A 20,276-nucleotide genomic window follows, 5' to 3' on the forward strand; every position below is an offset into this window, starting at 1 on the left:
GCTGTCCTTCGTCACGCGGTGCCGCCGGGGCGGCGGGGAGGGATACGGCGGGTACGGCTGCGGCGGGCGGCGGCGCGCAGGGCGGCCCGGGCCAGCTCCGGCCGGTCGGCCGCGCCGTCGAGGCTGGCGGCGAGCGCCCGGACGGTCGGGTGGCGGAACAGGTCGAGCATCTTGATGGACCGGCCGGTCGCGGCGGTCAGCCGGGCGTGCACGGCGGCGAGCGCGAGGGAGTGCCCGCCGATGTCGAAGAAGTTGTCGGTCACCCCGACCCGGTCGCGCTCCAGCACCTCCCGCCAGATCCCGGCGATCAGCTCCTCGGTCTCGGTGAGCCCGTCCGGGCCGGCGGGCATCAACCCCGCCGGAGGGCCGGCGGCGTCGCCACCGGCGACCGTCATCGCGCCGAGCTGCGGCACCCGCACGGTCGGGCGGGGCAGCGCGGCGGCCACCTCGCGGGCCGGCGCGTCCGGTGCGGCGGCCAGCGCGCCCACCAGCTCGGCCAGGTCGGCGAGCAGGTCGTCGATGCGTCCGGCGTCGAACAGGTCCGGGTTGTAGACCACCTCCACGCCGGTACGCCCGTCGGGCTGCACCACGTAGACGGTGATGTCGAACGGTGAGCCCGGCTTGGGCACCGGCACCGGCTCGGCCGTCAGACCGGTCAGGGTCAGCCGGGGTGGCGCGAAGTTGAGCACGTTGAACAGCACCTGCACCAGCGGCGCGCGGGCGGTGTCCCGGCCGACGCCCAGCGCCTCGACGACGCGTTCCAGCGGCGCCCCGGGGTGGGCGGTAGCCTCATGCAGCTCCCCGGTGCACCGGTCGACCAGCTCGGCGAAGCTCGCACCGCCCGTGCGGACCCGCACCGGAACCGTGTCGATGAAGAAGCCGATCACGTCGTCGAAGGCGGCCAGCCGACGGTCGGCGACGATCGCGCCGAGCACGTGGTCGTCGCCGCCGGTGAGCCGCGCGATCAGCTCACCGAAGGCGGCCAGCAGCACCGCGGCGACGGTGGTGCCGCGCCGCTCGGCCAGCTCGCGTACCGCGCGGTCGGTGTCGGCGGGCAGCCGGATGGCCGCCTCCGCCCCGGCATAGGTCTGCACGGCCGGCCGGGGCCGGTCCCTGGGCAGGTCCAGCACGGTCGGTACGCCGTCCAGGTGCGCGGTCCACCAGGCCAGGTCGGTCGCACCCCGCAGCCGGTCCCGTTCGGCACGCCACACCGCGTAGTCGGCGTAGCGGGCGGGCAGCTCGGGCAGCAGCGGCGGCTGCCCGGCCACCGCCCGGGCGTAACCGGCGGCCAGGTCGTCGTAGCAGACCCGCTCGGACCAGCCGTCGAAGACGGCGTGGTGCCAGGTCGCGGCCAGCACGTGCTCGGCCGGACCGAGCCGGTAGACGGTCACCTGCCAGGGCGGCCCGGTGGCCAGGTCGAAGGGGTGCGCGGCGCCGGCGGCGAGCATCCGGGCCAGCTCCGCCTCCGGCTCGGCGGCGCCGGTCAGGTCCACCACCGGCACCGCCACGTCGGTCGGCTCGGCGCAGACCGCGTACGGCACCCCGGCGGTCTGCGGGATCCGCCAGCGCAGCACGTCGTGCCGCTCGGCGACGGCCCGCAGCGCCGCGCCGAGCGCGGCCGTGTCGAGCGGGCCGTGCAGGCGGTGCGCCACGGCGATGTTGTACGGCGCGCTCGACGGCGCGAGCTGGTCGACGAACCAGAGTCGGCGCTGCGGCGGGGAGAGGGTGGGTGGGTTGCCGGTGCTCAATCCGTCGGCGCCGGCCGGAGCGGCGGCGACCCGCTCGGCCAGCCGGCCGAAGGTGCGCTGGGTGAACACCTCGCGGGTGTCGACCTGTCGGCCCAGCTCGGCGCGGAGTGCCGCGACCAGGCGCATCGCCGCGATGGAGTTGCCCCCGGCGGCGAGGAAGTCGGTCTCGGGCTCGGGTGCCGTGCCGAGCAGCCGGCTCCAGATGCCGGCCACCGCCGCCGCCACGGACCCGTCCGGCACGGCCGACCCGCCTGCGGTGGCAGCGTCGGCGGTGGGGCGGGCGGCGGCCAACGCGCGCAGCGCCGGCCGGTCCAGCTTGCCGCTGACCGGGCTGACCGGCAGCGCGGCGCAGCGCAGCACCCGGGCCGGCAGCATCGCCGCGGTCAGCCGACTGCCGGCGTACGCGCGCAGCCGGGCGTCGTCGGGCGCGTCCGCGGGGCTGAGGAACGCGACCAGCTCGACGCCGGCCGGGCCGGGCACCGCCTCGACCGCGACCCCGGTCACCCCGGGCAGGTCGGCCAGCACCGCCTCCACCTCGCCCAGCTCGATGCGCTGCCCACGGATCTTGACCTGCCGGTCGGCCCGGCCGAGGTAGACGATCCGGCCGTCCGGGTCGTGGCGCACCAGGTCGCCGGTGCGGTACAACCGCTCGCCCGGCAGCCCGGAGAACGGGTCCGGAACGAACCGCTCGGCCGTCAGCGCCGGCCGGCCCAGGTAGCCGTCGGCCAGCCCCGGCCCGCCGACCAGCAGCTCACCGGTCTCGCCCGGTGGCACCGGGTCCAGCTCGGCGTCCACCACGTACGCCCGGTGGTTGGGCAGTGGCCGGCCGATCGGCAGCGGATCGGTCTCGGTGGCGCTCAACGGGCCGCTGACCGCCAGCACCGTCGTCTCGGTCGGGCCGTAGCCGTTGAGGAAACGCCGGCCGGGTGCCCACCGGGTGGCGAGCGGGGCCGGCACCACCTCGCCACCGCACAGCACCGTGCGCCAACCGGGCAGCTCCGCGGGGTCCAACATGGACAGCACGGTCGGCGTGATGAAACCCCAGTTGACCTCGTGCTCGGCGATGAACCGGGCAAGCCGGACCGGGTCGGAGCGGTCCTCGGCGGGGAGCAACTGCACGGAGCCGCCCAGCAGCAGCGGCACGAACAGGTCCATGGTGGCCGCGTCGAAGCCCAGCGAGGCGATGCCGAGAGTGCGTACGCCGGCGTCGGCGCCGGTGAGCGCGACCACGCCGGTCACGAACTCGACCACGTTGCGGTGGCTGGTCAACACCCCCTTGGGCCGGCCGGTCGAACCCGACGTGAACAGCACGTACGCCGGGTCACCCGGGCGGGCCGGGCAGGGCGCGGGGATGCCCGGGCCGGGCAGCCCGACCGCCTCCACGCCGGGCGCGTCGCCGAACTCCGCCTCGGCGGCGTCGCCGACCACCAGGGACACGCCCGCGTCGGCGGCGATCCCGCGCAACCGCCGACGCGGGCCGCCCGGCTCCAGCGGCACGTAGCAGCCGCCGGCCAGCAACACCCCCAGCACGGTGGCGACCAGCTCGGGCCGGCGGGCGCCACACACCCCCACCCGGGTCTGCCGGCCGACGCCCCGGGCGCGCAGCGCGGCGGCCACGCCGGCGGCCAGGGACAGCAGCTCGGCGTAGCTGAGCCGGCGGTCCCACTGGCGCACCGCCACCGCGTCCGGGGTGCGGGCGGCCTGCGCCACCACCAGCTCGGCGATCGTCGCGTCCGGCCAGGGCAGAGGCTCGCCCCGCACGGCGCTGATGGACAGGATGTCGGTCACCCGTTCCCCCCGGGGTAGCTGCTCGGATCGGTGATCTGCAGGCGCAGCTCGCTGACGTAGGCGCGGCCCGACGCGTCGGTCACCCAGCTGTCGGTCGGTGCCGGCAGCAGCTCGCTGACCACGAGCGTCACGTCGGGCCCGCTGCGGGCGGCGGCGTCGACCATCGCGCACAGCGACTGGGCGTAGAGCGGGCCGGTCAGGTCGACGTAGCAGGGCTTGACCTCGGTGCCGACCTTCACGAACGCCCGCTCGGGCAGGCCGAGCCGGGCTCGCCACCGGCGCACCGCGAGGAACCGCTCCGCCTCCCCGCTCACCCCGGCCAGGCCGCTCTGGCCGACCGTGGTCCGCCAGGTGCGTCGGGCCACGACCAACCGGTCGATGGTGATCCTCGGCGTGTGCGGCGCCGGGTCGAGCAGCTTGAAGGCGTCCAGCAGCAGCGAGCCGAGCAGGTTGGCGAAGACCTCCATGAGCGGCCAGCGGCTGCCGTCGGGCAGCACCGCCGCCAAACGGTCGCCGTCGGGCACGACCCGTACCCCGGTCGCCGGGACCAGCCGGTCGACCTCGCCGCCCCGGGCGGTGTCGATACCGAGCTGCCGGTCGGCGGGGCCGGTCAGGCCGTAGGTGGTGCGGGTGGTGACCCGGGGAAAGCCGTCCGGGTAGAGCACCCGGAGACGGGCGGGACCGAGGTCGGCGTCCAGGCCGGCGCGCAACGCCACCGGGTCGGGGTGGAACGGCACGAAGACGGCGCTGTCGAAGGTGGCGTACGCCGGGTGCAGCTCGCCGAGCACCAGCAGGAACTCGCCCCGGTTCAGCGCGGCCAGGTCGACGGCGCTGACCTGCACGTCGGGGCTGTGGATGCGGGCCGACGGCCAGCCGGGCGACTCCGCCGGGAAGAGCCGGCGCACCCGTTCGGCCAGGTCCTCGCTGCGCAGCCGCAGCTCGGGCTGCCCGGGTGGCAGTGCCGCCAGGCCGAACAGTTCGGCCCAGCGGGCGGTGAAGGCGGCCCCGGCGGCGGCCAGTGGCCCGTCCGGGGCGAGCAGCAGCCCCTGGGCCAGCGACCAGACGTCGGCCAGCCGCACCGGCCCGTCGGTACGCAGCTCCTCGTACAGCTCGGCGAGGACGCGCTCACACGCGGCGCCGATCTCGGCGGTCAGCCAGCGGGCCGCCCGGAGCACCACGGCCAGCGGCGCGGCGAGCGCGTCGAGCACGTCGGCGCCCACGGCGACGGCGAGGTCCCGGGCGCTCTCCTCGTAGGCGATCGTGCGGCCGACGTACATCTGACCGGCCCGCCGGGTCGCGGGGCGCCCGGTCACGGCGGTGAACTCGGTGTTCAGGGCGGCCAGCGCGACGCCGAGCCGGTCGGGGTCTCCGGCGCTCGCGGCGACCTCGTCGCAGGCCGCGCAGAGCCGTTCGAACCCGGCGGTCACCTCCGCGCGCAGCGCGGGGTCGCCGATCGCGGCCAGCCGTTCCCGCAGCACCTGCTCGGCGCGGGGGCTGATCGGCAGGCCGGCGTCCCAGGTCAACAGGTCGCGATCGACCAGCCGGTCGAGCAGCAGGAATCCGTCGGCGTCGGTTCGCAGCCCGTCGTCGTCGGCGCGGACCCGCTCGACCAGCCGCACGGCCGGGGTACGCCCGTCGCAGGAGGCCAGCAGCCGCGCGTCGAGGGCGGACAGCTCCACCGGCGGGTGCAGCGGCCGGTGCAGCCATCGGCCCACCACGCTCAGGTGCGGCGGCAGCGCCGGCGGCCACCAGCGGCGGACGGCCAGGTCGTCGGCGAGCCGGTCGGCGTACGCGATCAGCGCCCACGCCTCGAAGTGGACCTCACGTCGGGACACCAGTTCCGGCCCCGGCCACAGGCGGGTCGCCGGGTCGGTGGGGTCGAGGGTGCCCCAGCAGACCGGGCCGAAGAACCCGATCGTCTCGGCCTTGCCGCAGTATCGCTGCCAGTAGCGCAGCAGGCTCAGCTCGCGCTTGCGCCGCCGGACGTTGCGCACCGCCGGGTCGGTGCGCAACAGCCCGCCCAGGGCGATCAGCATCTCCGGGTTCTGCCAGGTGACCGCCTCGCGCAGCAGCGGGTCGGCGGCGATCCGGTTGGCGGTGGCCGAGGTGTCGGCGAGCGCCTCGGCGAACGCCTTGTCGAACAGCTCGACGGTGGTGTCGCCGGCCAGCAGCGCGTCTGCCGTGGCAGCGGCGTCCGGCGCGGTGAAGGCGTGCAGCCCGTCGGCCGGGAAACCGGCGGTGCGCAGCACCACGTCGCGCCACACCGACCAACCGGTGTCGCCCAGGGGCAGCAGGTGGCTCATCGGGCGGGCTCCGACTCGTCCACGATGTGCAGCCGCAGCTCGCTGAAGTAGCGCTGACCGGCCGCGTCGGGCACCCAGGCGTCCTGGGCGGTGGGCAGCATCTCGCTGACCACCAGCGTCGTGTCGTCGCCACCGTCACGGCGCGCCGCCCGGACCATCGCGCAGAACATGTTGGCGAAGGCGGGGCTGCTCAGGTCGACGAAGCACGGTTTGGTCTCGGTGCCGAGCTTGACGTACACCTGCTCCGGCAGGCCCAACCGGCGCCGCCAATCCCGGACGGCCAGGAAGCGTGCCTTCTCCCCCGTCGCCGTGCAGAGGCCACTGGCACCGACGGTGGTCCGCCAGGTCTGCCGGGCCACCACCAACCGGTCCAGCGTGATCCGAGGGGTGTACGGCGCGGCCGCGACCAGCTTGAACCCGTCCACGGCGTGCGCGCTGAGCAGGCCCGCGCAGACCTCGGTCAGCGACCAGCGCTGCCCGTCGGCGGCGGCGACCACCAGCCGGCCGTCCTCGTCCAGCACGGTCAACGCCACGGTGGGCAGCACCCGCTCCGGCTCGGCGTTCGGCGCGGGCGCGAAGGCCAACTGCCGGTCGGTCGGGCCGATCAGCGCCTCGGCGACCCTGCTGGTGCGCCGCGGCCAGTCGGTGGGAAACAGCAGCCGGATGCGGTGCGGGCCCAGGTCGGCCGCCAGCGCGTCGCGCAGCCGCTCGACGTCCGGATGCGAGGGGGTGAACGCCTGGCAGTCGAACGACGACCATGCGGCGTGCAGCTCGCCCAGCACGACGGTGTAGTCGCCGCGGGCCAGCGCGTCCGCGTCGGCCGCGCAGATCTGCAGGTCGGGGCTGTGCAGCCGGGCGTTGGACCAGCCCGGCCCGACGGTCGGGAAGACCTCTTCGACCCGGGCCGCGAGGTCGGCCACGTCCAGCCGCACGTCGGTGCTGCCCGCGGGCAGGTCGGCCAGCCCGAACAGCCCGGACCAGCGGGCGGCGAAGTCGGCGGCCACCGCGTCGACCGGGCGCGGCCCGCTGCCCCAGAAGAGGCCCTGCATCAGGAACCACAGGTCGGACAGGGCCACCGGGGCGTCGCCGGCCTCGGCGCGCAGCTCCTCGTAGAGGTCCCGGAACACCGCCCCGTACGCCTCGTCGAGCGCACCGGCCAGCCAGCGGGCGGCCCGCAGCAGCACGGCCAGCGGCGCGGCGACACCGTCCAGCAGCGGCTTGCCGAAGACGACATCCAGGTCCCGGCTGGTGTCCTCGTAGCAGAGCGTCCGGCCGGCGTACATCTGCCCGGCCCGGCGCTGCGCCGGCTGCCCGGTGAGGTCGGTGAACGTCTCGTCGAGTGCGTCCAGCGCGACGCGCAGCCGGTCCGGGTCGCCGGCCGCGGCAGCCACCGCGTCCCGGGCGGCGCAGAGCCGGTCGAAGCCGGCCTGGGCGGCTGCCCTGGCCGGGGCGTCGCCGATCTGCGTGATCCGCTGCCGCAGCACCTGCTCGGCGGCGGGGCTCACCGGCAGCGCGGCGTCCCAGGTGGCCAGCTCCCGCTCCACCAGCCGGTCGAGCAGCGCGTACCCGTCCTCCGGCCGGCGCAGCCCGATGGCCGGGTCGGTGACCAGGTCGCGCGCCGGGCGGTGACCGTCGGCGGCGGCGAGCAGCGCCGCCTCGACCGGGGACAACGGCACGGGCGGCCGGCCCGGCCGGCGCACCTCCCGGCCGGTGAGGCTCAGCTGCGGCGCCAGCCGGGGTGCCCACCACTGGCGCACCGCGAGGTCCGCGCCGATCCGTTGCGCGTACGCGGTCAGCGCCCACGACTCGAACCACACCCAGCGGCGGCGGGTCAGCGCCGCGCCGGGGCGGACCTGGGCGGCGACCGGCAGTTCCGGGTCGAGGGTGACCCAGCAGCTGGGGCCGAAGAAGCCGACGGTCTCGTTCTTGCCGCAGTAGCGCTGCCAGTACCTCAGCAGGGCGCGTTCCCGGTCGCGCCTGCGGACGTTGCGAGGAGCGTCCGGGCCGGTACAGGCCAGCCCGTCGAGGGCGATCAACGCGCCCCGGTTCTGCCAGGTGACGGCCTCGCGCAGCAGCGGGTCGGCGGCCAGCTCGGTGATCCGCCGGCTGGCGGTGGTCACCGCCTCGGCGAACTCCTTGTCGAACAGTTCGGCGCCGGCGCCGGTGGCGAGCAGTTCGTCGGCGGCCGCGGCGGCCTGTGGGGCGGAGAGCGTCATCAGCCCGTCGGCCGGGAAGCCGGTGCTGCGCAGGATGGCGTCCCGCCACACCGACCAGCCGGTGTCGCCCAGCGGCACCCGGTGCCCGTGGGCCGACGCGGCGGGCGGGTGCCGGTGGGCGGCCGGCTCGGCGGTGAGCGCGCCGGTCAGGTCGGCGCGGATCGCGGCGGCCAGCTCGGGTAGCGCGTCGTGCAGGAAGAAGTGCCCACCGTCCAGCTCGTGCAGGGTGAAACCGGCGCTGGTGTGCTCCCGCCAGGCGGCGCTCTGCTCCCGGGTCACCGCCCGGTCGGTACGGCCACTGAACGCCACGATCGGCACCGGCAGCGGATCCTCCGGCCGGAACCGGTAGCCGTCCACCCGCTCGAAGTCGGCCCGCAGCAGCGGCAGCAGCAGCTCCACCAGCTCGGGATGCTCCAGCACCCCGGCGGGCAGCCCGCCGCCCGCCCGCAGGCGGCGCAGCAGTTCGTCGTCGTTTACCCGGGACAGCCCGTCGAAGGCGCTGGGCTCGGTGACGTGCGGGGCGCGGGCGCCGCCGACGTAGAGCCGCAGGGGCAGCGGCAGCCCGGCGCGGCGCAGCTCGCGGACCACCTCGAAACCGAGCCGGCCGCCCATCGAGTGGCCGTAGAGGGCGTACGGGCCGTCAGCCCGTTCGGCGATGGCGGTCGCCACGTCGAGCACCCGGAAGCGAGGGTCCTCGCTGATCCGGTTCTCCCGACCGGGCAGCTGCACCGGCAGCACCTGGATGTGCGGGCCGAAGCGCCCCGGGAAGTGGCGGAACGCGCTGGCGCCGGCGCCGGCGTAGGGCAGGCAGAACAGGGTCACCGGTGCCGGATCGCGGCTGCCGGCGGAGAGGAACCAGTTCACCGCACACCTTTCTGAGGGGGGTCGATCCAGTACCGCTGCCGCTGGAAGGGGTAGGTGGGCAGCGAGGTTCGCCGGATGTCGCCGGCCGGGTGCAGCGTCGTCCAGTCCAGGTCGCGGCCGGCCACCCAGTCGGCGGCCAGCTCGCGCAGCGCTCCAGCCGGACCGGCCACCCGGGAGTCGGTGGCCAGCAGCTCGTCCAGTGCGGCGACGGCCCCGGTGGCGTCGGTGGCGATCACGGCGGCCCGGCAGCCGAACTCGCGGCGGCCCAGGGCCAGCGTCGCGGCGACCTCGGCCAGCGCCGGGCCGGTGCCGGCCAGGTGCCGCCGCAGCCGGGTCAGGGCCGCCCGCAACGCCACCGGGGTACGCGCCGAGACCGGCAGCAGCTGCGCGCCGGCCGGCCCGGGGTCGACCGGCTCGGCCGGTGGCGGTTGCTCCACCACGATGTGCGCGTTGGTGCCGCCCAGCCCGAACGAGCTGACCCCGGCCACCCGGCGCGGCGCGTCCGGCCAGTCCCGCACCTTGGTCGGTACGTAGAACGGGCCGGCGGCCAGGTCGATCTCCGGGTGTGGGCGGGTGAAGTGCAGGTTCGGCGGGATGACGCCGTGCTGCACGGCGAGCACCGCCTTGATGAGCCCGGCGATGCCGGCGGCGGCGTCGAGGTGACCGATGCTGGTCTTCACCGAGCCGAGCGCGCAGCTCTCGGCGGGCGCCGCGCCCTGGTAGACCTCGTGCAGCGCGGCCACCTCGATGGCGTCGCCGAGCGGGGTGCCGCTGCCGTGCGCCTCGATGAAGCGCACCTCGCCGGGGGCGACCTCGGCGGCGGCGAGCGCGCCGGCCACCGCGGCGGCCTGACCGGCCGGCCCGGGGACGGCGTACCCGGCGCGGTCGGCACCGTCGTTGGTGACCGCCCAACCGGGCAGGATCGCGAGGACCCGGTCGCCGTCGGCCTGCGCGTCGGCGAGCCGGCGCAGTGCCACCACTCCGACGCCGGAGCCGAAGCCGGCGCCCTGGGCGGCCTCGTCGAAGGCCCGGCAGCGGCCGTCGGGTGAGGCCAGGCCGCCGGGGGTGTGCCGGTGCCGGGGCCAGGTCACGCTCACCCCACCGGCCAGGGCGATGTCGCACTGGTAGTCGGCCAGGCTCTGCGCGGCGAGGCACACCGCGACCAGCGAGCTGGAGCAGGCGCTCTGCACCGCCACCGCCGGCCCGGTGAGACCCAGCCGGTACGCGACCTGGCCGGGCAGGTGGTCGGTGAGCTGCCGGCCGACCAGTCGGGCCTCCCAGTCGTCCGGGTCGACGTCGCCGACCACGGCCGGATTGTCCATGAGGTGGAACAGGAAGTACCGGTTGACGGAGGTGGCGCCGTACACGCCCACCAGGCCGGGGAACCGGGCCGGGTCGTGCCCGGCGTCCTCCAGCGCCTCCCACGCGGTCTCCAGGAACAGCCGGTGCTGCGGGTCGGTACGGGCGGCCTCCCGGTCACCGAAGGCGAAGAACTCCGCGTCGAAGTCGGCGACGCCGTCGAGCCGGCCGGTCGCCTTGACGTGCCGGGGGTCGGCGCGCAGCCCCGGGCCGACGCCCAGCGCCGCCAACTCCTCGTCGGTGTGGTCGTGGATGGCGTCCATCCCCGCGCACAGGTTCCACCAGTAGGTGGCCACGTCCGGCGCGCCGGGGAACCGGCCGGCGAGACCGACCACGGCGATCTCGTCGCCGGTGTACTCGCGGGTGCCGACCGGTGTGGCGGAGGTGGCAGTCGGTGGCGCGGCGGGCAGCGTCGGGGCCGGGGTGACCACCGGCGGGGTCGGAGGCGTCGCCGGTGCCGGCGGGTCGACCAGCCGGGCCTGGGCGGCGACCGTCGGGTGGTCGAAGAGCCGCAGCAGCGGCACCGACACACCGAACCGTTCGGCCAGCCGCTGCTGCACCTGACCGAGTAGCAGGGACTGCCCGCCGACGTCGAAGAAGCTGTCGGTACGGCCGACCGCGTCCCGGCCCAGCACGGCGCACCAGATGTCGTGCACGACCCGCTCGGTGGGCGTGGCCGGCCGGTCGCCGGGCGGCACGGCCCGCGCCGGGTCCGGCAGCGCCCGCTCGTCGACCTTCCCGCTGACGGTCAGGGGGAACTCGGCGACCGGCACCACGGCGCGGGGCAGCGCGTACTCGGGCAGTTGCCGGGCCAGGGCGGCCCGCAACGCGGCCGGGTCCACCGGCGCCCCGGCCGGCCGGACGTACGCGAGCAGTTCGCCGTCACGGGCGATGGCGCGTACCTCGGCGATGCCCGGCTCGGTGGCGAGCACGGCCTCGATCTCGGTCAGCTCGACCCGGAACCCGCGCACCTTGACCTGTCGGTCGAGCCGGCCGAGGCAGCGCAGCTCGCCGGTGGGCAGCAGCTCGCCCAGGTCGCCGGTGCGGTACACGGGCACCCCGTCGGGGTCGTGGCCGAACCGGTCGCTGTCCTGGTCGAGGTAGCCGGGGGCGAGGTGCCGGCCACGCACGACGATCTCCCCGTCCGGTGCCAGCCGCAGCGTGTACCCGGGCAGGGCGGTGCCGATCGGCAGCGGGCCGGTGGCGGCGGGGTCGACGTCGGCCAGGGGCAGCGCGTACCGGGCGGCGAAGGTCATCTCGGTGGCCCCGTAGCCGTTGACCAGGACACACCCCGGCGCGAAGCGCCCCCGGGCGCGGGCGGCATCGGCGTAGCCGGCCTGCTCGCCGCCGAGGAGAACCACCCGGACGCGGTCCAGCCGCTCGACGCCGGGGGTGTCCAGCAGGTAGCGGTAGACGGTAGGGGTGGAGTGGTAGATGGTGACGCCGTTGCGGGCCAACTGCTCGGCGGCGTACGCCAGCCCGTGGCGGCGCAGGTCGACCGGGACGACGGCGGCGCCGGTGAGCAGCGCCGGGTACAGGTCGGGGATGGCCGCGTCGAAGCTGAACGAGGCGAGCAGGCTGAGCCGGTCCTCCGGACGCAGGTCGAGGGTGGCGATCTGGTTGTCCACCACGTGCGTCAGGTTGCGGTGGCTCTGCCCGACCGCCTTGGGTCGCCCGGTGGAGCCGGAGGTGAACAGCACGTACGCGAGCGCGTCCGCGTCCACCGGCACCGGTCGCAGCGGCGCGGGTCGTACGTCGACGGCCGGGATGACTCGCAGGCCGGGCCGGTCGGCGGCGAGGCGCCGGGCCAGCTCGGTGTGCTCGCCACCGCAGAGCAGGACGGTGACGTCGGCGCCGTCGAGCAGGTGTCGCAGCCGCTGCTCCGGGAAGCCGGGGTCGAGTGGCACGTAGGCGGCGCCGGAGGCGAGTGTGCCGAGGATGGCGGCGATGGTGCCGGCGCCGTGCGCGGTCAGCAGACCGACCCGGTCACCGGGCCGTACGCCGGCGGAGGCCAGCAGCTCGGCGTGCCCACCGGCCAGGGCGGCGAGCCCGGCGTAGTCGAGCGGGCCGGTGTCGCCGAGCACGGCGGGTTGGTCGGGGTGAGCGGCGGCGGCATCGCCGAAGCGGTGGATCAGCGTCGAGTTTCCCATCTCAGGACGCGCACACCGCTCCACAACAGACGGACGCGCAGCAATCGACAGCCATGATCATCATCCCCCCCAGGACTTCACAATGGAAGGAGCATATGGCTCGATGCCTGCTGCGATAGATCATCGACTAGAGTCGACCCGAAGGGGCGATCAAAGGCTCCGACAAGGGACGGCGAACATCGTCCGATCATCCCCCTGGCGCGACGGGTATTTTTCGCCTAATGCAACTACTGACAACCATTCTTCCGGTCGCATTTAGTTTGCGCCGAGGAATTTCCCTTTCGATAGCACCTTGTCCGAATAGCGACGCCGAACTGTTCAGTCCGTGACAGACGGGGGAACGGGCGCGACCCCACCGTCCGGATCCCGGGGCAACCCCGCCACCATCTCCCGGAACTCCCGCACCGTGACCGCCTCGCGCAGGGTCGCGAAGACCGCGGCGGTGCCGGCCCGGGCAGTCACCTCGTCGACCCCAGCCCGCTCCCCCACCAGGCGCAGGAACTCGGCCGGCCCGGCGGCCGGCGGCGGCCCGGCCGCGGCGCGATCCGGTCCACCCACATAACCGCTCAGGTCGTCGGGGAGGTGGCCGGCGAGGTCGGCCGTCGGACAGCCGGTCACCCGTTCGGCCATCGTCTGCAGCACGGCACGCGCCACCACGGCGGCCTGCTCGGTCGGCAGCCCGGAACGCCGGGACACCGCGTCGATGAAGCGGGGGAACCGCACGCCGCCCTCCTGTCCACCACGGGACCCGCGCTTACCCGGGCGCGGTCGCCACAAACGGCGACGCGGGTCAGCGCAGCAGGCCCGCCGCCCGCAGATGGTCGAAGACGAGGTGGTCGACCGCGGAGGTGCGGTGCCTGTCGGCGTACGCGAACCAGGCCGTCTCGGCGATCTCGTTTGCCGGCCGGAGCCGCCCGGAGTATCCCGCCTGGTAACAGGTCATCCGAACGGTAGTGCCGGCCGTGTGGCCGTGCGCCGGTGCGGTGAACGTGCCCAAATGCGCCGCTCCGCGCACGTCGACGGCGACGCTCAACTCCTCCTCGACCTCCCGGCGCAGGGTGTCCAGGTCGGTCTCCCCCGGCTCCCGCTTGCCTCCCGGCAGGTACCACACGTCCTTGCCCCGGGACCGGGTGCTCAGCACCAGCCCGTCCTCGATGAGGATCCAGGCCACCTTGTCGATCTCGGACACGCCACCCCTCCCGACCGTGGGACGGGCACGCTACCACCGGCTGCGCCGGAGCCCTGTCGCTCAGTCCGTGTCGGGCGGCTCCTCGGCCAGCAGGTCGAGCAGCAGCGCGGCGGTCCAGCCGAACGCCGGCGAGCCGAGCCCGGCACCGGTGTCCGGGTGGAAGTACTCGTGGCAGCCGGCCCCGGCCACCAGCCCGATCATCGACCGACGCAGGCCGGCGGCCAGGTCGGAGTGCCCGTGCGCGAGCAGCCCGCGCCGCACCAACCAACCGACGTTGAGCCAGCTCGGCCCGCGCCAGTAGCGCAGCGGCTCGAAATCCGGCGCGGTCCGGTCGTGGCTGGGCAGCGGCCGCACCATCCGGCGGGCCACCCCGAAGCGCGCCGAGCGGGCCTCGACGACCAGCGCGTCGACCTGCCGGGCCGGCAGGTCGGGCAGGATCAGCGGCGCCAGCCCGAGCACCGTACGGGCCGGGATCAGCCGGTCGGCGCGCAGGTCACGGGGAGCGAACGTGCCGGTGGTCGGGTCGTACAGGCGGCGCACCACGGCCTCGGTGATCCGTGCCGCGCGGGCGCGGTGCGGCCCCGGGTCGGCGCCGACCAGCCCGGCGATCCGGGCCAGCGCGTGTTCGGCGGCCCCGAACGCCGCGTTGAACAACGGGCACTCCACCAGGAACGGATGCCCGTCGGCCAGGTCCCGGTCGGAGTAGGCGCGCTCCCGGTAGGCGGCGACGATCGCCAGGTAGCGCGCGTAGTCCAGGTCCGTCGGGCGGTGCGCGGCGTCGGCGTGCGCGGTGTCGTGCCGGCGGTACGCGCGCATCACCGCCGCCTCGGCCGGGACCACGGCCATCGGCTCGTCCCAGGCCGGGCTGTTGTCCAGACCGGACTCCCACGGGTGCACGATGCAGACCAGCCCGTCGCCGGTCAGGTCGCGCCGGTCGGCGAGGTAGCGCTGCTGGGCGACCAGTGCGGGATAGAGCCGGCGCAGCGCGGCCAGGCCGGTCGGGTCGGGTGCCCGCCGGTACGCCAGCCACGCGGCGAGCGCGTGCACCGGCGGCTGGACCAGGCCGGAGGTGTCGACGGCCGGCGCGCCCTCGGCGCTCGCCGAGCACCACAGTTCCGGCCCCGGGAAGTACGCGCCGACCCGTATCGCCGGGTTGAACACGATGTGCGGCACCCGACCGTCGGCCCACTGCGCCCGGAACAGGCTGGCCAGCTCGCGCCAGGCCCGCTCGGGACGGGCCTGGGCGAGCCCGACCGCGATGAACGCGGAGTCCCAGCTCCACTGGTGTGGGTAGAGCGTGCGGGACGGCACGGTGTGGTCGTGTTCCCAGTTGGCGTCGAGCGTGGCGACCGCGAGCCGGCGCAGCCCGGCGAGGTCGGCCGGCCCGCCGGTCCGGGCCGGGGCGGCGGTCATGCCGCGGCCCGCCGGGGCAGCGCGTGCCGCAGCACCGTGGCGGCCTGCTGAAGCGCGCGGACCGGGTCGCCGCGCAGCCGGCACTCCAGCGCCAGCCAGCCCCGGTAGTCCAGCTCCAGCAGGGTCCGCACCAGCGCCGGCCAGTCCAGGTGCCCGGCGCCCGGCTGGTACCGGTTCGAGTCGCTGACCTGCACGTGCCCGAGGTAGGGCGCGGCGGCACGCAGCGCCCGGTGCATGTCGTCCTCTTCGATGTTCATGTGGAACGTGTCGGCGACGACGCGGACCGACGGCAGCCCGACGGCCGCGCAGAGCGCGACCGCCTCGTCGAGCCGGTTGACCATGTGGTCCTCGTACCGGTTGAGGGGTTCCAGGAAGAGGGTGACCCCCTCGGCCCTGGCGTGCTCGCCCAGCTCGCCGAGGGCGTCGAGGAGCACCCGCCGGTCGCCGGTCGGCTGCCGCGGCGGTTCGAACGGCGGCAGCCGCCGGGAGAACATCCCCCAGGCCGCCGGGGTCATCGCCCCGACGCCGCCCAGCTCGGCGATCACCGACAGCTGGGAGCGCAGGTTGCGGACGGCGTCGGCGGACCGGCCGGGGTCGAAGTCGCCGATGAAGTGGTCCATCTCGACGCAGACGGTGGGCATCACCACCCCGGCGGCGCGGGCCCGGCGCAGTTCGGGCAGCCGGCGGGCGAACGCGAGGTCACCGCGCCCGCGCAGCTCGATGCCCTGGTAGCCGAGGGCGGTGGCGAGAGCGTACTTCTGGATCAGGTCGGTGCCCGGCAGGAGCTGTTCCTGGCAGGCCAGCGCGATGGTGGTCATCTAGAACCTCAACACCACTTGGAGGACGTCACCGGCGCCGCGGTCGAGCAGCGCGAGGGCGTCGGCGACGTCGCTGGCGTCGACGATGTGGCTGACCAGCGGCAACGGGTCGACGCTGCGCTCAGCCACCAGCTCCATGAAGGTCTGCGCGACCCGGTCTCCGGTCCACCGGCCGGCCATGCTCGGCGCGGGGGTGGGCCCGGAGATCTGGGCGGCCACCAGCTGGATGCGGTTGTGGTGGAACTCTTCACCGAGGCCGAGCCCGTCGGCCTGGCCCTGGTAGAAGCCGGCGGCCACGACCCGGCCGGCGTGTGCGGTGGACCGGATGGCCTCGTGCAGCGCCGGGTACGCCCCGGACAGCTCCAGGCAGACATCCGCGCCCCGGCCCCCGGTGGCCTGGCGAAGGACGGCGGCGGCGGACTCGGCGCGGGCGTCCACTACGGACCGTGCGCCGTAGCGGGCCGCGTGCTCCAACCGGTCGGGCACCGGGTCGACCGCCACGACCCGGGCGCCGGAGAGCACCGCGAGCCGGGTGGCGAGCAGCCCGATGACGCCCTGCCCGAAGACGCCGACCCAGTCGCCGAGGTGCAGGTCGCCGGCGAGGACGGCGGTCAGCGCGATGGCGCCGGGCCGGGCGAAGACCGCGGCGAGCGGGTCCAGGCCGGCGGCCAGCGGGCGGACCGCCTGGGCGGCCAGCACGGCCTCGGCGCGGTGCCCCCAGATGCCCCACACCATCTGCCCCGGCTGCCGGTCGGTGACCTCCGGGGCCACCTCGACGACCTCGCCGACCTCCTCGTAGCCGAAGCCGATCAGCGGGTAGGGCACCGGGGTCCGGCGGGGCACGAACATCCGGGCCGCGTCGTCCCAGTCCTTGCTGAGTCGTGGATTGCTGCCCCGGTAGAGGGTCAACTCGGTGCCGGCCGAGATGCCGGAGTAGCAGGTGCGGATTCGAACCTGGCCGGGACCGAGCGGATCTGGCGGGCAGGGCTCGAGGCTGATCCGTCGAGGCCCGGCGAGAGAGACAACCCAATTGCCCATGAGTCACACCCCGGTAGCACTGGGCTCCAGGATAGGCAAAAAATCGGCATATGTCTTGTCATTGATCAATCGAAGGTGTTGAATCCGTGATGTACCCTTCGAGAGGAGTGCCACCGATGTCAGCACCTCCGAGGCGGATACTCGCCACCACCCTGATCATGGCACTTACCGCGTCCACCCTGCTGGCCTGCGGCGACGACGAATCCGACAGCAGCAACAACAAGATCACCGTGTGGAGCCTGGAAGACGTGGCCGACCGGGTCACCGCCACCAAGGCCATCATCGCCGACTTCACCGCGAAAACCGGGATCCAGGTCGACCTGGTCACCGTCAACGAGGACCAGTTCCCGTCACTGATCTCCGCCAACGCCGCCGCCGGCGACCTGCCCGACGTGGTCGGCTCGGTCTCCCTGGCCGGCATCCGTACGCTCGCCGGCAACGAGCTGCTGCACGCCTCGGCCAACACCGAGATCGTCGACAAGCTCGGCCGGCAGACCTTCTCCCCCCGCGCGCTGGAGCTCACCTCCGACGATGGCAAGCAGCTCTCCGTGCCCAGCGACGGGTGGGGGCAACTGCTCGTCTACCGCAAGGACCTGTTCGCCGCCGCCGGCCTGCCCACCCCCGACACGTACGAACGGATCACCGCCGCCGCGGCCAGGCTGAACACCGGCGGCGTCGCCGGGATCGCCGCGGCGACCTCCCCCAGCGACGTGTTCACCCAGCAGACCTTCGAGCACCTGGCGCTCGCCAACGGCTGCCAGCTCACCGACGACGGCGGCGCGGTCACCCTGGACTCGCCGCAGTGCGTCGAGGCGTTCCGCTTCTACGGCGACCTGATCCGCAACAGCTCCGTGAAGGGCGCCCAGGACGTCGACACCACCCGCGCCACCTACTTCGCCGGCAAGGCGGCCATGGTGGTCTGGTCGCCGTTCATCCTCGACGAGCTGGCCGGGCTGCGCAACGACGCCAAGCCGACCTGCCCGCAGTGCCAGGCCGACCCGATGTTCCTCGCGAAGAACAGCGGGTTCGTCACCGCGATCAAGGGCCCGAACGGCACCGAGCCGGCCCAGTACGGCGAGATCAGCTCGTGGGCGGTGCTGGACGGCGCCGCGACCGATCCGGCGAAGTCCTTCGTGGAGTTCATGCTCGGCGACGGCTACCCGCGCTGGTTCGGCATGTCCCCCGAGGGCCGCTTCCCGGTGCGCAAGGGGACCCAGGCCGAGCCCGAGGCGTACCTCACCGGCTGGAACACCAGCCAGGCCGGCGTGGACGCCAAGAAGCCACTGGCCGAGGTGTACGGCGACGAGGTGCTGGCCACGCTGCGCCGCAGCCCGGACACCTTCCAGCGCTGGGGGCTGACGCAGGGGCAGGGAAAGCTGGTCGGCGCCATGCTCGGCGAGTTGCCCGTGCCCAAGGCGTTGAACGACGTCCTCGCCGGCAAGTCCGACGCGGCGGCGGCCGCCGGCCGGGCCAAGAAGGACGTCGAGGCGATCAAGGCAGGGGTGAATTGACCACCACGGCACCCGGCACCGGCCGCTCCCCCACCCGGGAGCGGCCCGCGCCGGTCCGCCGCCGACCACTGACCCTGCGCCGCCGCGAATCCCGCGCCGGGCTGGCGCTGGTCGCACCGACCCTGCTCGTCACCATCGCGGTCATCGGCATCCCGATCGTCTGGACCGTGGTGCTCGCCTTCCAGCGGGTCCGGCTCGCCACCCTGCGCAAGACCGGCCTGTTCGGCGAGTTCACCATGGACAACGTCGACCGGGTGCTGCACACCCCGGGCTTCGCCGACACGCTGTGGACCACCCTGGTCTACAGCCTCGGCGGCACCGTCGGGTCGATCCTGCTGGGGCTGGTCGCCGCCCTGGTGGTCCGCCGGCCGTTCCGCGGCCGCACCCTGGTCCGGGCGTCCATGCTCCTGCCGTACGTGGCACCGGTGGTCGCGGTGACCTTCGTCTGGCAGGTGATGCTCGACCCGCAGCTCGGCATCGTCAACGACTGGGGCCAGCGGCTGCTCGGCTGGGACGCGCCCGTGCCGTTCCTGTCCCAGGAGTCCACCGCTCTGGCCACGGTGATCGTGTTCGAGGCGTGGCGGTACTTCCCGTTCGCGTTCCTGTTCCTGCTGGCCCGGCTCCAGGCGGTGCCCGGCGAGCTGGAGGAGGCCGCCCGGGTCGACGGCGCCACCCCCACCCAGCGGTTCCGGCACATCCTGCTACCGCAGTTGCTGCCGGTGATCGCCCTGCTGGGCGTGCTGCGCTTCATCATGACGTTCAACAAGTTCGACGACGTCTACCTGCTCACCGGCGGCGCCGCCGGCACCGAGGTGGTCAGCGTGCGGGTGTACGAGTTCCTCACCGCCCGCACCGACATCGGCGCGGCCGCCGCGCAGGCGGTCGTGCTGGCCGTGGTGCTCATCGTGTTCGTGCTGATCTATCTGCGCTTCTTCGGACGGAGGGCCGGCTGATGGACCGGGACGTCGTCGAGACGGTGAGCCTGCGCTGGCTGCGCCGTCTGGTGATCGCCGTGTTCCTGGTGGTCACCGTCTTCCCCTTCTACTACATGCTGATGCTCTCGGTGCGACCCATCGAGCGGCTGCTGCTCGACCCGGGCTCGCTGGTCGTCGGCTTCGGCGAGCTGACCGTGTCCACGTACGCCGAGGTGCTCAAGGCCACCGACGACGGCGGTCAGGGTTTCCTCACCTTCATCCGCAACAGCGGCCTGGTCGCCGTCGCGGCGACCCTGCTCACCCTGGTGGTGGCGATCCCCGGCGCGTACGCGGTGGCCCGGCTGCGGTTCTTCGGCCGCCGGCAGGTCGACTTCCTGTTCCTGGCCGTCTACCTGTTCCCGTCGATCGTCATCGCGATCCCGCTGTTCGTGGTCTTCACCCGGGCCGGGCTGCGCGGCTCACTGTTCGGCCTGGTGCTCGTCTACATCTCGCAGACACTGCCGGTCTCGGTCTACATGCTGAAGAACTACTTCGAGACGATCCCGGTCAGCCTGGAGGAGTCCGCAGCCATCGACGGCGCCGGTCGGCTCGGCATCATCCGCCGGGTCAGCCTGCCCCTCGCCATGCCGTCGATCATGGCCGTGGCGCTCTACGATTTCATGATCGCCTGGAACGAGTTCCTCTTCGCCCTGCTGTTCCTGGTCGACAAGCCCGACCGGTGGACGGTGTCGCTGGGGCTGTCCCTGCTCGCCGACGGGGTGGAGGTGCCCAAGACGGTGCTGATGGCCGGGTCGGTCGTCCTCACGCTGCCCATCGTGATCCTCTTCTTCGCCAGCGAGCGGCTGCTCACCGAAGGGCTGACGAGCGGCGCCGAGAAGGGCTGAGTCGGCCGGCGTCCTCGGTTGGTGGAAATCCCAGCCGAGGACGCCGCTCTCCGCGTCCGG

At 74.4% G+C, this 20,276-nt stretch carries 12 protein-coding genes; 3 read left to right on the forward strand and 9 right to left on the reverse strand.

All coding sequences use genetic code 11. The annotated features are described in order from the left end of the window. Positions 1-11 precede the first annotated feature (11 nt). From M8C17_RS17305 to M8C17_RS17345, 9 genes are all read right to left on the reverse strand, one after another. Complete coding sequence (locus tag M8C17_RS17305; RefSeq protein ID WP_252417523.1) at positions 12-3,536, reverse strand: amino acid adenylation domain-containing protein; 3,525 nt, start codon at positions 3,534-3,536, stop codon at positions 12-14. Further along, entirely contained in the window at positions 3,533-5,839 is a 2,307-nt protein-coding gene (locus M8C17_RS17310; protein ID WP_252417524.1) for a lantibiotic dehydratase, read from the reverse strand. The genes M8C17_RS17305 and M8C17_RS17310 overlap by 4 nt, the downstream gene beginning before the upstream one ends. Then, positions 5,836-8,919, reverse strand: a complete 3,084-nt coding sequence (locus M8C17_RS17315; protein WP_252417525.1) for a thioesterase domain-containing protein — start codon at positions 8,917-8,919, stop codon at positions 5,836-5,838. Before M8C17_RS17315 ends, M8C17_RS17310 begins: the two co-directional genes overlap by 4 nt. Next, positions 8,916-12,428, reverse strand: a complete 3,513-nt coding sequence (locus tag M8C17_RS17320; RefSeq protein WP_252417526.1) for an AMP-binding protein — start codon at positions 12,426-12,428, stop codon at positions 8,916-8,918. The genes M8C17_RS17315 and M8C17_RS17320 overlap by 4 nt, the downstream gene beginning before the upstream one ends. Positions 12,429-12,746: 318 nt before the next feature. Next, entirely contained in the window at positions 12,747-13,151 is a 405-nt protein-coding gene (locus M8C17_RS17325) for a DUF2267 domain-containing protein (RefSeq protein ID WP_252417527.1), read from the reverse strand. A 67-nt stretch (positions 13,152-13,218) separates the two neighbouring features. Next, positions 13,219-13,617, reverse strand: coding sequence for an NUDIX domain-containing protein (locus M8C17_RS17330; protein WP_252417528.1), 399 nt, complete (start codon positions 13,615-13,617; stop codon positions 13,219-13,221). A 60-nt stretch (positions 13,618-13,677) separates the two neighbouring features. After that, positions 13,678-15,030, reverse strand: a complete 1,353-nt coding sequence (locus tag M8C17_RS17335) for a hypothetical protein (protein WP_252417529.1) — start codon at positions 15,028-15,030, stop codon at positions 13,678-13,680. Beyond that, entirely contained in the window at positions 15,027-15,848 is an 822-nt protein-coding gene (locus tag M8C17_RS17340; protein ID WP_252417530.1) for a sugar phosphate isomerase/epimerase family protein, read from the reverse strand. Before M8C17_RS17340 ends, M8C17_RS17335 begins: the two co-directional genes overlap by 4 nt. Beyond that, positions 15,849-16,886, reverse strand: coding sequence for a zinc-binding alcohol dehydrogenase (locus M8C17_RS17345; RefSeq protein ID WP_252417531.1), 1,038 nt, complete (start codon positions 16,884-16,886; stop codon positions 15,849-15,851). Positions 16,887-17,002: 116 nt separating this feature from the next. Here M8C17_RS17345 and M8C17_RS17350 point away from each other — a divergent pair, with 116 nt between their 5' ends. From M8C17_RS17350 to M8C17_RS17360, 3 genes are read left to right on the forward strand one after another with little or no spacing between them, the layout of a single operon-like run. Further along, the gene (locus M8C17_RS17350; protein WP_252417532.1) at positions 17,003-18,397 is read left to right on the forward strand and encodes an ABC transporter substrate-binding protein; all 1,395 of its coding nucleotides are present in this window, start codon (positions 17,003-17,005) and stop codon (positions 18,395-18,397) included. After that, entirely contained in the window at positions 18,394-19,350 is a 957-nt protein-coding gene (locus M8C17_RS17355; protein WP_252417533.1) for a carbohydrate ABC transporter permease, read from the forward strand. The genes M8C17_RS17350 and M8C17_RS17355 overlap by 4 nt, the downstream gene beginning before the upstream one ends. After that, positions 19,350-20,216 carry a carbohydrate ABC transporter permease gene (locus M8C17_RS17360; protein WP_252417534.1) on the forward strand — a complete coding sequence of 289 codons (867 nt, stop codon included), beginning with the start codon at positions 19,350-19,352 and terminating at the stop codon, positions 20,214-20,216. The genes M8C17_RS17355 and M8C17_RS17360 overlap by 1 nt, the downstream gene beginning before the upstream one ends. Positions 20,217-20,276: the final 60 nt, after the last annotated feature.

Source organism: Micromonospora sp. RHAY321, assembly GCF_023896955.1.
Lineage (GTDB): Bacteria > Actinomycetota > Actinomycetes > Mycobacteriales > Micromonosporaceae > Micromonospora.

Coding starts and splice junctions, on each gene's coding strand:
- M8C17_RS17310 (WP_252417524.1), bottom strand. CDS start 5,839: ATGAGCCACCTGCTGCCCCTGGGCGACACCGGTTGGTCGGTGTGGCGC.
- M8C17_RS17340 (WP_252417530.1), bottom strand. CDS start 15,848: ATGACCACCATCGCGCTGGCCTGCCAGGAACAGCTCCTGCCGGGCACC.
- M8C17_RS17350 (WP_252417532.1), top strand. CDS start 17,003: ATGTCAGCACCTCCGAGGCGGATACTCGCCACCACCCTGATCATGGCA.
- M8C17_RS17320 (WP_252417526.1), bottom strand. CDS start 12,428: ATGGGAAACTCGACGCTGATCCACCGCTTCGGCGATGCCGCCGCCGCT.
- M8C17_RS17360 (WP_252417534.1), top strand. CDS start 19,350: ATGGACCGGGACGTCGTCGAGACGGTGAGCCTGCGCTGGCTGCGCCGT.
- M8C17_RS17345 (WP_252417531.1), bottom strand. CDS start 16,886: ATGGGCAATTGGGTTGTCTCTCTCGCCGGGCCTCGACGGATCAGCCTC.
- M8C17_RS17335 (WP_252417529.1), bottom strand. CDS start 15,030: ATGACCGCCGCCCCGGCCCGGACCGGCGGGCCGGCCGACCTCGCCGGG.